Here is a 14,167-nt window from a genome sequence, read left to right as displayed (position 1 = left end):
AGAGGCCCGAAGGTCCCCCTCTTTGGCCCGAAGGCATTATGCGGTATTAGCCATCGTTTCCAATGGTTATCCCCCACATCAGGGCAATTTCCCAGGCATTACTCACCCGTCCGCCGCTCGACGCCGTTATCGTCCCCCGAAGGTTCAGATAACTCGTTTCCGCTCGACTTGCATGTGTTAGGCCTGCCGCCAGCGTTCAATCTGAGCCATGATCAAACTCTTCAATTTAAGATTTTGTTCGGCTCAATGAATACTGACTTCAAAACTACTGTGTAATTTTAAAGCTATTATCGTTCCAACAGAACGATAATGAATTGACTGTGCCAAATAACCCCTCTCTATAAAGAAAGTAATTATTTGTATTGGTCACTTCGTTTCATTGAAACCTAATTTGAAGCCTAAGCTTCTAATTGGATTATCATCAACGAGTGCCCACACAGATTGATAGGTTTATATTGTTAAAGAGCTTTGCTTTGAGTCTTCTCTCAAAACGGACGGTCATTTTAGCGAGATAACATTCAGTGTCAAACACTTTTTTAGTTATTTCTCTGGATGTTAATTGTTAACTTCCTATGCCGTCTCATTGCCCCGTTCAACTCTAAGTTTCCCGTGACAACGGAGGCGCATTATAGGGAGTAATCGTTGCAGTACAACCCCTAATTTGCAAAAAACATCTCTTTTTAGTTTGTTCGTTGAAATTTTACTCAAAGCGAACTAAAGATCGACAAAAAGGGCCAAATGACCCTTTTATTTAACAGCATATTATTGGTGCGCAATAATCTGATCGTTGTTGACTAACAACTTCACGGGTTTGTCTGGTATTACTTTACCTGCAAGTATCGCTTTCGCTAGTGGGTTTTCGACACTTTGCTGTATCGCTCGTTTTAGCGGCCTCGCACCAAACACAGGATCAAAGCCAACTTGGGCAATAAGGTCTAACGCTTTCTCTGATACCTCTAGTAGATAACCTTTTTCTTCCATCCGTTTAGACAAACGATTTAACTGAATAGATGCAATCGACTTGATATGTTCCTGACCTAATGGGTGGAATACCACACTCTCATCAACTCGGTTCAAAAACTCAGGGCGAAAATGCTTACTAACAACGTCCATGACTTGTTGTTTCATACCTTCATAATCAACAGTACCAAAACTCTCTTGAATACGAGCCGATCCCAGATTTGAAGTCATGATCACGACGGTATTACGAAAATCCACGGTTCGACCTTGACCATCCGTTAGACGTCCATCATCTAATACCTGCAGTAAGATATTAAACACATCAGGGTGCGCTTTCTCTACTTCATCAAGCAAAATGACAGAATAAGGCTTACGACGGACGGCCTCTGTTAGGTAACCACCTTCTTCGTAACCAACATAACCAGGAGGAGCACCAACCAATCGAGCCACCGAATGCTTTTCCATGAACTCTGACATATCGATACGAACCATGGCATCTTCACTATCGAACATAAAGTTGGCCAAGGTTTTACACAGTTCCGTTTTACCTACACCTGTTGGACCTAAAAACAAGAATGAACCAATCGGCTTATTCGGATCAGATAACCCAGCTCGGCTACGGCGAATCGCATTTGATACGACCTCAACCGCCTCAGTTTGTCCAATAACGCGTTTATGTAGCACACCTTCCATCTGAAGCAGCTTCTCTTTTTCTGCTTCTAGCATCTTAGATACTGGAATACCTGTTTGCTTAGAGAGAACTTCCGCGATTTCATTGTCCGTTACTTTATTGCGAAGTAGCGTCATTTCTTGCATTTCAGCTTGAGTCGCTAAATCGAGCTGTTTTTCTAATTCAGGAATACGACCATATTGCAGCTCTGACATTCGATTTAAGTCACCAGCTCGACGTGCAAACTCCATATCCATACGAGCCTGTTCAAGCTCAGATTTGATATGTTGCGTGCCCGACAAGGCCGCTTTTTCAGCATTCCAAACTTCATCTAACTCAGCAAACTCTCGCTCTTTCTCTTGCAACTCTTCATTAAGAATCTCAAGACGTTTTTCACTTGCATCATCGTGCTCGTTGGTCAGTGCTTGTTGCTCAATTTTAAGTTGAATGATCTTGCGCTCAAGCTTATCCAGTGACTCTGGTTTTGAGTCAATCTGCATTCGAATACTTGATGCCGCTTCATCAATCAAATCAATCGCTTTGTCTGGCAATTGGCGATCAGAAACATAACGATGAGACAAACTCGCCGCGGCAACAATCGCTGGGTCAGTAATTTCTACGTGATGATGCAGCTCATAACGCTCCTTCAACCCACGCAGAATTGCAACCGTATCTTCAACTGAAGGCTCATCAACGAGCACTTTTTGGAATCGGCGCTCTAAGGCTGGATCTTTCTCTATGTACTGACGATATTCATCCAAGGTGGTCGCACCAACACAGTGTAATTCACCACGCGCCAATGCTGGTTTCAGCATATTACTCGCATCCATCGAGCCTTCGCCTTTGCCCGCACCAACCATGGTATGAATCTCATCGATGAAGAGAATGACATTTCCCTCTTCTTTCGATAATTCATTCAAAACAGATTTCAAGCGTTCTTCGAACTCGCCGCGATATTTGGCCCCCGCCACCAGCGCTCCCATATCGAGAGAAAGTACGCGACGACCACGCAACCCTTCTGGTACTTCGTTATTGATGATGCGTTGAGCTAAGCCTTCAACAATTGCAGTTTTACCGACGCCAGGCTCACCAATAATGACTGGGTTATTTTTGGTGCGGCGTTGGAGTACTTGAATCGTACGACGGATCTCATCGTCTCGGCCGATAACAGGATCAAGCTTGCCCTGCTCCGCTCGCTCTGTCAGATCAATGGTAAATTTCTCTAAAGCTTGACGTAGTTCCTCGGCATTTTGGTCATTCACTTTTTGACCGCCGCGTACTTTATCAATCGCTTCACTAATTTTAGCTTCAGTTAACCCTTGCTCTTTTAGCAAAGAACCTAGCGCGCCACGATCTTCAATAGCAGCTAATAAAAAGACTTCAGATGAGATGTAGGCATCTTGACGCTTCTGTGCCACTTTATCGCACAGGTTAAACATCGTTCCCATAGCACCAGAAAGCTGAACATCTCCGCCAATGCCGCTAACTTTCGGCAGTCGATCTAGGATTTCGCTTAGCTTTGAGCGCAAATGAGTGATATCAACATTGAGCATGGTCAGTAACGGACGAATTGGGCTACCGTCCTGATCCATTAATGCCACCATCAGGTGCACGGGTTCAATGTATTGATGGTCGCGGCCTAACGCCAACGATTGTGCGTCAGATATCGCGATTTGAAATTTACTTGTGAATCTGTCAAGACGCATATCTATCTTCCTAACCTCAACTGAGAAAAAGTTCTTTAATCAGTATGAAAGATGGCTACACAAGTTCAGATTTTCAAGGGAGGGAGCGAAGATAAATCACTTCTTTGATATGGATTAATTCTCTATCCAGATAAAGGTTGCCTGCCTACCTGTAACACCGTCACGACGATAGGAATAAAAACGTTCTTTACCTTGATAAGTACATAGATGGCTGTAATACACTTGCTTGACTCCTGCTCGATTCAAGCGTTGAGTAACCAGTATATTCATGTCAGCTAAGAACTTTCCTGGGGTTGTTTTCGGTTGGAAGGCTTGCTCTGCTTGAGGATCAAATGAGCAAAATGCTTCGAATACATCATGACCGACTTCAAACGCTGCTTGGCCAATGGCAGGACCGATCCAAGCCATAACTTCGCCATCAAACTTCTCAAGTGCATTTTCAACAATGCCATTAGCAAGCCCACGCCAACCAGCATGTACTGCAGCAACTTGAGTGCCTGCAAGATTCGTCAAGAGGATGGGTAAGCAATCTGCTGTCATTGCGCTACAAACCACATTACCCGCTTGAGTAAAAACACCATCACAATCAAGAACCGTGTCACTAGGTTGTTCTACTTCAAACACTCGTGTGGAATGGGTTTGATTAAGCCAGATTGGCTTTGTCGGCATCGGAGAGTGTTCAAACAACCACTCTCGATTTTTTGCCACGATATCCACATCATCCCCAACATGCGCGCCAATATTCAAGCCTTGGTATGGAGCATTGGACTCTCCTCCCACTCGCGTAGAAGCGAAAGCTTTAATATGTTTTGGCGCGGGCCAATTAGGAATGATCATATCCATACTTAGAACTCGTCTTGTAAACCGTGTTCTTGGGTATCTTGACGCAGTGCTTCAGCCATTTCGACCATATCATAAGGTACTGGTGCGTGGAACTCCACTTCTTCACCTGTGATTGGATGTTCAAACTTAAGCATCACCGCATGCAGTGCTTGACGATCAAAACTGCGGATTTTCTCTGCTAGTTCTTCTGTCGCGCCACTTGGAATACGCGCTCGTCCACCATATGCACTATCACCTAACAGTGGGTGCTGTAGGTAAGACATATGAACACGAATCTGGTGCGTACGGCCCGTTTCTAGACGAAGACGAATACGAGTGTGCTCACGGAAGTGCTCGGCTACACGGTAGTGTGTGATCGCAGGTTTACCCATAGGGCTAACCGCCATCAGAGTACGTTTTGTCGAATGGCGACCAATAGGTTGCTCAATACGACCACCAGCCGTCATTCGGCCGATTGCGATCGCTTCATACTCACGAATAAAGTTGCGCTTCTTCTGGAGAGCACGTACTAAACGCGTTTGAGCAGGTACGGTTTTCGCAACGACCATTAGACCAGTTGTATCTTTATCCAAACGGTGCACGATACCAGCACGTGGTACTTCAGCAATATTTGGGTAATGGTGTAACAATGCATTAAGCACTGTGCCATCTGGAGTTCCGGCACCCGGGTGTACAACAAAACCTCGTGGTTTATTGATCACTATGATGTCGTCATCTTCAAACACAATGTCTAATGGAATATCTTGCGCTTCCCAGCGTTCTTCATCTTCAAGTTCCGCTTGCAGAATAATCTCTTCCCCACCCATCACTTTGGTGCGAGGCTTAGTGATTACTTCACCATTGACTTGGACTTTACCCGCTAGCAACCATTCTTTAAGGCGCGAACGAGAAAAATCGGCGAATAATTCGGCGATAGCTTGGTCTAGGCGTTGGCCTAACTGGCTATCTTTTACTGTATTGGTTAATTCAATCTGCTGAGCCATATCGAACTTTTTTAAAAACTGTGAGACTAATTGTCACTACTGTGGAAAAATAGGCTACTCACCACAACTCAATAGACCGAGTTGATCGGGTATAATTGGACATTGTATCTGTTACTGCCCAGAAAGTAACGGAAGCAACAGAAATATTTATCTCAAGGAATCGAATCCTGACATGAAAAAGCATACTTTATCTGGCTTATTGGCATTATCAGTACTAGTTGGCTGTTCAAGCAGCGAAGAGATCGTCCCAGATGTGCCACCATCTGAACTGTATTCAGAAGCCCAGATTTCGCTTCAAAGTGGTAATTGGCTTTCGGCCATAAGTCAGTTAGAGGCCTTAGACTCGCGCTACCCATTTGGCGCTTACTCGGAACAAGTTCAATTAGACTTAATTTACGCCTACTACAAAAATGATGATTTAGCATTAGGCCTAGCAACCATCGAACGTTTCACTCGTTTGAATCCAACTCATGAAAAACTGGATTGGGTACTCTACATGCGCGGTTTGACCCACATGGCTCAAGACCGTAACTTCATGCATGATTTGTTCAGCGTCGATCGTAGTGACCGAGATCCTGAGCCAGTAAAAAAAGCGTTTGCTGATTTCAAACGATTATTGGATCGCTACCCGACTAGCCTGTATGCGGAAGATTCTCAAAAACGCATGCTCGCTCTAAAGAATCGTCTCGCGGAATATGATTTAGCAACAGCAGACTTCTACCTACGTCGAGAAGCATGGATCGCCGCGATAAACCGAACTCAAGAACTACAAAAAACGTACCCTGATACTGTCGCCGCACGTAAGTCTTTAAAGATTCAACTTGAAGCCTATAAACAACTAGGCCTTGAGGACGCAATCAAACGTACAGAAGAGTTGATTGAATTAAACCCTCTTTAGCCGTTTATTAATTAATCAGAACCGCTTCACATTTGGAGCGGTTTTTTTGTACTCTTTCTTGGCTCAAATCAAACTCGCAGACTATTTTTAACTAACAAAGTTAAGAGGTTAGTTGATGTCACGAGTTGTACTGAGCTTGGTCCTAATATGGTTATCTATTTCGAGTGCTTCAGCCTTGTCGCTGTCCCCACTGCAAAAAGAGCCCTACTTTGGTGACCTTCCAGAGCTAGAAAGCAAAGGGGTTATTCGAGTCCTAGTCTCTGCCGATCTCGGCTTCTATTACGTAGAAGATGGTAAACCAAAAGGGATTCTAGCCGAGTTGCTTTATCACTTTGAAAAACAACTTAAACAGCGCTCTTCTTACTTTAACCTACAAGTCATCCCTGTTCACCGAGATGAACTCATCCCTTCGTTAGAAAAAGGCTATGGCGATCTCATCGTCGCAAACCTAACTATCACTGACTCTCGGGATCAACTAATTGATTTCAGCCTACCTGTGCTTAAAGATGTGCGAGAGCTCTTAGTTACCAATAAATCGATTCCTCCTCTACAAAACCTTACAGAGATGAGTGGCAAAGAAGTCTGGGTAAGAGCCAGTTCGAGCTATTTCGAAAGCCTTCAAGCTCTCAACCACCAGCTAGATAGCCAAGGTTTTCCACCTGTTATTGTCCGCTTTATAGAAGAGACTCTCCAAGATATTGAATTGATAGAACTGGTGAACCAAGGACATATTCAGGCAACCGTGCTAGATAGCCACAAAACCGAACTTTGGCTAAAGGTAATGGATAATATTCAAGTACATGATGCACTGCCTCTTCGTAGTAATGGTCAAATCGCTTGGGCGATGCGTGAGCAGAGCCCTAAGTTAGAAGCATTTGTTAATCAGTACCTTAAAACGTCTCGTTCTGGTACGTTGCTAGGGAATGTTATCTATGGGAAATACCTTGATAACACGCGTTGGCTGAAAAAAATTCTCAACCCAAACCATATCAACCGTCTTGAATCACTCTCAGGAATATTTTCCCAATATTCGATGCAATACAGCTTCGATCCTCTAATGATGTCTGCTCAGGGATTCCAAGAGTCTGGATTAGATCAGAGCAAAGTGTCACACAAAGGTGCTGTAGGAGTGATGCAGGTATTGCCAAGTACGGCTAAAGATCCCAACGTCAATATTCCTGACATCTACCAAGTAGACAACAACATCCACGCTGGTGTTAAGTACATGCGCTTTCTCAAAGACCGTTATTTTAGTGATGAGACGATAAGCCCAGACAATCAAGTCTATTTTTCGTTAGCTGCTTATAATGCAGGCCCAGCGAATATTAGAAAAATGCGACGACTTGCCTCACAGCAAGGTTATGACCCAAATAAGTGGTTTAAAAATGTCGAGATCATCACTCGCAGACATATAGGCCGCGAACCTGTTCACTATGTGGCCAACATTAATCGCTATTTCGTTATTTACAAACAGTTAGAATCTCTCAAATCAATCAGAGAGAACCAATCAGCCACCATTAATCGAGAAATTACACTTCCCACGATATTACGCTAGCTAAATAGTTAGATTACAAAACAATCAACTAAAGAGCTGTCATGGATAGAAGAACGATTTTTTTGGAAGAGCATTCACAGTTTAATTGCGGTTAAAGTTTGGGCAGGCAGTTTTGATGGTCGTATTAAGCCCCTAAAAAGCAGATGATTTTTAGCGTCTTACCTCTTCCAATCTAATGAGTTTTTTCACTGATTCAAGCTTTTTCATATAAAAAACGCCACACTCTTTGAGATTGATCACGTTTAGTTTCGGCACTAAAACCCCCCTATCAAACCATGACTTAGATCACATTATTTTCGCTGACGAAGGGTAATCTGGAGTTAACCCATGAGGGATGACACAGAGGAAAACATCTATGAAAGTAAACATCACTGGTAAAAATATCGACATCACCTCTGCAATCCGCACTCATATTGAGAGCAAATTTAAGAAACTAGAAAAGTGGCAGGTAGACATTATTGGGTGTCAAGCAAGCTTCAGCGAGGAGCCGAACAAACAGAAAAAGTTTGAAGCAGTGATCACCGTACCAAAAGGCCAACTAGTCGCATCCGCAACACATGAAGATTTATACGCTGCCGTTAATGAGGTAGAACAGAAACTAGAACGTCAGCTAAACAAACTACGCCACAAGCCTGAAGCTCGTCGAACAGAGAAACCAGAGCTAGAAGAAGCGGAACTAGAAGAAGAATAATCAAACTCACCCTTAATGAGTAATAGAGGAATTCAAAAAATAGCGCCTAAGGGCGCTATTTTTTTGCTTGACGCTCAATCAGTGGTTGCTTATTGTGTTTAGAGCCTCAACAAAAAGTAACTATTTATGCAATTTACCTCTCTGTTCTTTTTTGACTTCTTTTTTCTCCACTAAGGTTGGGGGCTCTCTCGTTTTCGAAAGAAAAGTCAAAAACGAACAGGAAGCCTCCCAAACGGGAGGCTTTTTTATTTTAAGGAATATAGGATGACTGAACAAAAATACTCGCTGGAAGAAATACGCTTAAGATTGAATGAGCTTGATGACCAATTGCTAAAGCTACTCTCTGAGCGAAGAGAAATGAGTATCGAAGTCGCTAAAAGCAAAGTTCAGACATCTAAACCCGTCCGCGACGCAAGCCGAGAGCAACAGCTGCTCGTAAAGTTAATCAATGCAGGTAAAGATAAGTATCAACTTGATGCTCAATACATCACTAAACTGTTCCATACCATCATTGAAGATTCAGTCCTTCTACAGCAGTCATACCTACAAAACCTAGCAAATCCAGAGATAAGCCGTAAACCACTGGCACGAGTTGCGTTTCTCGGGTCAAAAGGTTCTTACTCACACCTGGCAAGCCGCGAGTTCTTCAGTCGTAAGAACACTGAACTAATTGAGCTAAACTGCGAGCATTTTAAAGAAGTGGCCAATACGGTTGAATCAGGTCATGCAGATTATGGTGTGCTACCGATTGAAAACACCAGTTCAGGTTCGATCAATGAAGTTTACGATCTATTGCAACACACCACTCTTTATATTGTTGGTGAACTCACATTGCCAATAGAGCATTGTTTAGTCGCGACATCTGAACTGCGTTTAGAAGAACTCAAAACGCTTTATTCTCATCCGCAGCCTCACCAACAATGCAGTGAATTTCTCAGTAAGCTGAAAGGCGTCAAACTAGAATCTTGCGCGAGTACCGCAGATGCGATGCAAAAAGTTCAACAAATGAATCGCAACGATGTAGCTGCTATTGGTAATGCATCAAGCGGAAAGCTGTATGGTTTACAGTCTATTCAAGGCAACATAGCCAACCAAACAGAGAACCACACTCGTTTTATTGTTGTCGCTCGTAAACCTGTCGAAGTATCGACACAAATACCAGCGAAGACCACACTGATTATGTCAACCTCTCAGGAAGCGGGCTCATTGGTAGAAACACTGTTAGTTCTTCAGCGCTATGGTATCAACATGACTAAGCTTGAATCACGCCCTATCATGGGTAACCCTTGGGAAGAGATGTTCTACGTCGACCTAGCCTCTCACTTAGATTCTGATGAGATGCAGCAAGCCTTGGCAGAGTTGACCAAAATCACCAAACACTTAAAAGTACTAGGCTGCTTTCCAAGTGAAAATGTAAAACCAACTCAAGTTAAGTTGCAGTAAATAAATCTACCCAGCTCAAATAAATTCACATTAAAGCTGACACAATTTAGTAATCTTCTTAGTATTCAATTATTAAGTTGCATATTAGTTTTGTGTCAGCTCGACAACTGACTCTGATAAGCATTGATAGACAATTTTGTTTAAGGGTGCCACACAAGTCAGCATGAGAGCGTTAACCTCACTTCTACTCTTCTCCTTCTTCTCTTTCCCCATAAATGCCAAGAGTAACTCACTAAGTCTCTATCTATGGGAAGATACTCTATCGCCGCGGGTTATTCAGAGTTGGGAACAGGAAAGCAACTCGATACTAGAACTGTCTCATTTTGACAACGACGATGAACGCAGTTTACTCATGATGAAAAACGTTCAACTTCCCTTTGATATCGTGGTACTCGACAATGTATCTGCTCAAATCTATGGTGATTTAGGAAGCTTTGAAAATCTCTCTGATTTACCCAATAGAAAGCATAATGCACCTAGATGGAACCAAGCTTGTGGTGATTATGCGATCCCTTACTTTTGGGGAAGTGTCGGTATTGCTTACCGAAAAGATCTGATAGCCTCTCCACCGGTAACTTGGGGTGAATTTGTTAATCCGCCACCCGAGTTTAACAAGAAGATTGGAATGATTAACGATAGCGTTGAGTCACTCCTTCCTATCTTCTATAGCCTTAATCTTTCCCCGCTAACGGAAGATACACAACAAATTGAAGCTGCCTTTCCTAAATTTGAAGCATTCAGCAAACAGGTTTTAACGTTCGAGTATGTACTTAGCTACGTACGTAGTCAGCATAAGCAAAGCCAACTGCAAATGGCACTCGCCTATAGCGGCGATCAACACTCTCTCAATCGTACTTTTGGTAGAGATATTTGGGGATTTACAATTCCAAAAGGAGAAACTTACATCTGGCTAGACTGTTTAGCCGTCAGTAGCCACTCTACCAATAAAAAAATGGCTAAGGCTTTTTTAAACTATATCTCAGATCCCGAAATTGCTGCAAAAAATGCAATAGATATCAAAGCTGCAACGCCGAATTTAAGTGCATTAAAACAAGTGCCTGATTGGTATAAAAATGATGCATCATTATTTCCTAGCCCAGAACGAATTAAAAACAGCATTATTGATAGTGAGCTTTCAGCGGAAAACATCAGTTTGAGAACAAAAATAATTAACCATATAGTCAAGAACCATGAAGCTCAGTACTAGAGTCCTATTGTTGGTTGTACCTGTCATTATGCTCAGTGCTGCGGCATCGAGTTATAGTATCTATGTAAACCAAAAAAATACTCTTATTAAACGAGAAAATAGCTACCTGCAGCTCACCATGGAAAAGCTTGCTGGACATTTTCGCCAATCTGTCTCACTGATAAACAGCTATTCTTTAACCCTTATAAAAAGCGATATCATACGCCACTACTACAGCCAGCCAGAAAATCCCTATCGAGATATGAGGCTCATAAATAATCTGCAAACGACCATCGATGATCTTCAACCCAACAAACAAGATAATATCGCGGTCGCAATCGTAGATAGCAAAGCCGGGGTTAAGTTTTATGCAGATAACCAATCCGACCCTTTCTCAACACTCGATGAAAATGTACTCAAGTACATAAGACATATTTATAAACAAACTGGGGAGTTATCCCACACCGGTTTTGCCAATAACTACCAAGGGCAAAGTATATTAATTCGTTATGACGTTTTAGATAGTAATACCTTAAGCACCCCATTAAGCTATAACAAAGACGAGATATTTTTTGTTGTTGTTTCCTTATCACTCGAAAACTTCGATCAACTCAAACGCATTCTTGAGTTTGATAACGACAGTAGTATTTTCTTTGCGCAAGAACCTGTAAAAAAATCAGGTTTGACTCAATCGGTAGAACTCAAACCTAACCTCTATGCGGTGTTAGATCCTGCTCAATATCTACTTGAACAACAGCTTAATAAGATTGAAAACAAGTTGTTGCTTGCCTTTGGTGCTTCAGCTGTATCGACTGTTCTAATTTTATTGTTCTTACTCTATCGCCATGTCATCCGACCGATTACAAGCTTAGATGACCAGCTACAAGAGGTCGAACAACAAAAAAGAACGAATATCGATCGTCTAACAACAGACGACGAGATAGGTCGTCTATCTGTCCGCTTTTATGACATGTACAAAGAGCTCAATTCCAGCTATCAAAAGACCAAAGCGATGGCGGAAAATGATCACTTAACTCAGCTTGCTAATCGCTATCAATTCCAAGTCTTTGTTGAACGAACTATCGCAAATAAATTAATGAATACTCGCGCTTGGATTCTGTATATCGACTTGGACAACTTCAAATACGTTAATGATAAATACGGTCACCACATTGGCGATTCTCTACTGGTAAATTTTGCTGAACATATCAAACAACGCTGCAATGAATTCCAAGCTAAGTTCAATATCAAATGTCTTGCGGCGCGACTCTCTGGGGATGAGTTTGCTGTTTTTATATCCTCTTCGACACAAAATACGAGCTATGCTCCTGATATCGCACAAGCTGTATTAGAACCAATTCAAAATAGTGCTAACTCTCCACTTGGGAATTTTCCAATCACAGCCAGTATTGGTATTGCCTCGTACCCTGAGGATGGCCGAGAGTTAACTTCACTGCTCTCGAATGCAGATACCGCGATGTATCAGGCTAAACGAGCTGGTAAAAACCAAATTGCCCACTATTCGAAAGAACTCGATCAGCTCGTACGCCGTCGCTCCCAAATCGAGCGGGCATTGCGAACCTGTCACCTAGACCAAGAGTTTCAACTCCTTTATCAACCCTACTACAATCGCACTGGTGAACGAATCGTAGGTGTGGAAGCACTACTTCGTTGGAACTCTCCAAAGCTCGGTAAAGTGGACCCTAGTGAATTTATCCCAATCTCAGAGCAAATTGGTCTCTTTGGCACAATAGATCGTTGGGTTGTAAAAACAGCCTTTAAAAATTTCTCTGAGATACAATCGTGTTTTGAATCACCAGTCCAAATATCGATCAACCTCTCCTCAGCAGAACTTGATTCACTTCAGCTGGCTCAAGATATAACAATGATGGCGAGTCAATATGCAGTTCTCCCTAGCTTAATTGATTTTGAGATCACTGAGACTTTTGCCTCAGACTCTCAAAGCTACTTATTGCTTTATGAGCTATCACAAATGGGCTTTAAGCTAACCATTGATGACTTTGGCTCAGGCTATACCTCAATCACTCAGTTAGTTGAATACCCAGTACAAAAGATTAAATTTGACCGAGAATTTTTGGCGGCATTGATCAAAACCAACAACCAAAATGTTGTAAAACCTTTAGTTGACCTTTGCCACTCTCAATCTATGCTAGTGACCGCGGAAGGAATCGAATCCGCCGAAATGCACCAGTGGCTAGCCAGTAATCAATGTGATTTTATGCAGGGTTACTACCTCTCTGCTCCACTCTCACTTGAGCAACTCAGATTGAACACTAAGAATCACCAAGGAATCATCGATGTCAGTGAAGAAAGTTATTGTAGCTTCGCTTAACCCAGCCAAAATTAATGCCGTTAAAAGTGCCTTTCAAGCGGCATTTCCAGAGCAAGAGTTCTATTTTTCAGGAGTTAGTGTAGCGAGTGAAGTCGCAGACCAACCTATGACTAACCAAGAAACTTATGATGGTGCGCGCAATAGAGTAAGAAACGCAAAATCAGAACAGGTAGATGGGGATTACTATGTCGGCTTAGAAGCAGGAATAGAGGGCAGCGTCACATTTGCCTGGATGGTCATTGAATCAGCAACACACAGAGGTGAATCTCGCTCAGCAAGCTTGATGTTACCGCCACTAGTAATTGAAAAGCTCACCAATGCTAATGAACTAGGTGATGTGATGGACGAAGTATTTGCAACAGAGAATATTAAACAAAAAGGGGGGGCGATTAGTTTACTAACTAACGATATACTCACCCGCAGCAGCGTCTACCACCAAGCTCTAATTCTCGCTTTGATTCCTTTCACAAACGCAGAACACTTTCCAGCTAATCTATAATTAATAGCAATTGGCGAACAAGAAACAACAAAAAGGGTGCCATCAAGGCACCCTTTAATCGCAATCAATCAAGCATTCATTTTCGTTGCAACAATTCAGCAAGAGCTTGCTTGTCTAGTTCAGACTTAGATTTGAGTTCATTAGAACCACGAGTGATGGTTGCAATACCAACGCCAAGCATCTGACTAATTTGACGCTGAGACAAGTCACCCTCAAGCAACTCTCTAAATATGTTCACCCGAGCAACGAGAGACTCTCTTTCATCAGGAGTCAACAACATCGTCAGCAGCATCTCATGCTGATTTGACTCACTACTACTCTTAACCAGATCTAAAATCTGTTGCCAGTCTGTGTACTCAGGTTCTGTTGCCATTAAATTT

At 42.5% G+C, this 14,167-nt stretch carries 11 protein-coding genes, 1 rRNA gene and 1 other annotated feature; of the genes, 7 read left to right on the top strand and 5 right to left on the bottom strand.

The annotated features are described in order from the left end of the window. The 4 genes from GVO60_RS16115 to rluD form a co-directional block, all read right to left on the bottom strand. Positions 1-228: ribosomal RNA gene (locus GVO60_RS16115) — 16S ribosomal RNA — on the bottom strand; the annotation flags it as partial. 534 nt (positions 229-762) lie between these two features. Then, complete coding sequence (clpB, locus tag GVO60_RS16105) at positions 763-3,336, bottom strand: ATP-dependent chaperone ClpB (protein ID WP_159655833.1); 2,574 nt, start codon at positions 3,334-3,336, stop codon at positions 763-765. Between the two features lie 114 nt (positions 3,337-3,450). Next, positions 3,451-4,179 (bottom strand): peptidoglycan editing factor PgeF, encoded by a 729-nt coding sequence (gene pgeF / locus GVO60_RS16100; protein WP_159655831.1) that lies wholly within the window; start codon positions 4,177-4,179, stop codon positions 3,451-3,453. Positions 4,180-4,181: 2 nt separating this feature from the next. Continuing rightward, complete coding sequence (rluD, locus tag GVO60_RS16095) at positions 4,182-5,162, bottom strand: 23S rRNA pseudouridine(1911/1915/1917) synthase RluD (protein WP_159655829.1); 981 nt, start codon at positions 5,160-5,162, stop codon at positions 4,182-4,184. Positions 5,163-5,334: 172 nt separating this feature from the next. Here rluD and bamD point away from each other — a divergent pair, with 172 nt between their 5' ends. The 7 genes from bamD (at position 5,335) to yjjX (ending at position 13,787) form a co-directional block, all read left to right on the top strand. Then, on the top strand, positions 5,335-6,060 hold the full coding sequence (gene bamD, locus GVO60_RS16090) for an outer membrane protein assembly factor BamD (RefSeq protein WP_159655827.1): 726 nt from the start codon (positions 5,335-5,337) through the stop codon (positions 6,058-6,060). Between the two features lie 115 nt (positions 6,061-6,175). After that, positions 6,176-7,615: an MltF family protein gene (locus tag GVO60_RS16085; protein ID WP_159655825.1), complete on the top strand. Its 1,440-nt coding sequence runs from the start codon at positions 6,176-6,178 to the stop codon at positions 7,613-7,615. Positions 7,616-7,970: 355 nt separating this feature from the next. After that, positions 7,971-8,306, top strand: a complete 336-nt coding sequence (hpf, locus tag GVO60_RS16080) for a ribosome hibernation-promoting factor, HPF/YfiA family (protein ID WP_159655823.1) — start codon at positions 7,971-7,973, stop codon at positions 8,304-8,306. A 129-nt stretch (positions 8,307-8,435) separates the two neighbouring features. Then, positions 8,436-8,556, top strand: a sequence feature (Phe leader region). 14 nt (positions 8,557-8,570) lie between these two features. Next, positions 8,571-9,749, top strand: a complete 1,179-nt coding sequence (gene pheA, locus GVO60_RS16075; protein WP_159655821.1) for a prephenate dehydratase — start codon at positions 8,571-8,573, stop codon at positions 9,747-9,749. 163 nt (positions 9,750-9,912) lie between these two features. Continuing rightward, a complete protein-coding gene (locus tag GVO60_RS16070; RefSeq protein WP_159655819.1) occupies positions 9,913-10,956 on the top strand; it encodes a polyamine ABC transporter substrate-binding protein in 1,044 nt (347 codons plus the stop codon). Next, complete coding sequence (locus tag GVO60_RS16065) at positions 10,940-13,288, top strand: putative bifunctional diguanylate cyclase/phosphodiesterase (RefSeq protein ID WP_159655817.1); 2,349 nt, start codon at positions 10,940-10,942, stop codon at positions 13,286-13,288. Before GVO60_RS16070 ends, GVO60_RS16065 begins: the two co-directional genes overlap by 17 nt. Next, complete coding sequence (gene yjjX / locus GVO60_RS16060; protein ID WP_159655815.1) at positions 13,254-13,787, top strand: inosine/xanthosine triphosphatase; 534 nt, start codon at positions 13,254-13,256, stop codon at positions 13,785-13,787. The genes GVO60_RS16065 and yjjX overlap by 35 nt, the downstream gene beginning before the upstream one ends. A gap of 76 nt (positions 13,788-13,863) precedes the next feature. Here yjjX and trpR read toward each other — a convergent pair whose 3' ends face one another. Beyond that, positions 13,864-14,160 (bottom strand): trp operon repressor, encoded by a 297-nt coding sequence (trpR, locus tag GVO60_RS16055; RefSeq protein ID WP_159655813.1) that lies wholly within the window; start codon positions 14,158-14,160, stop codon positions 13,864-13,866. Positions 14,161-14,167 lie beyond the last annotated feature (7 nt).

Origin of the sequence: Vibrio atypicus (assembly GCF_009811315.1) — a bacterium.
Taxonomy (GTDB): Bacteria; Pseudomonadota; Gammaproteobacteria; order Enterobacterales; family Vibrionaceae; genus Vibrio; species Vibrio atypicus.
The sequence above is the reverse complement of the archived record's forward strand: the minus strand, read 5'-3'. Positions and strand labels throughout refer to the sequence as shown.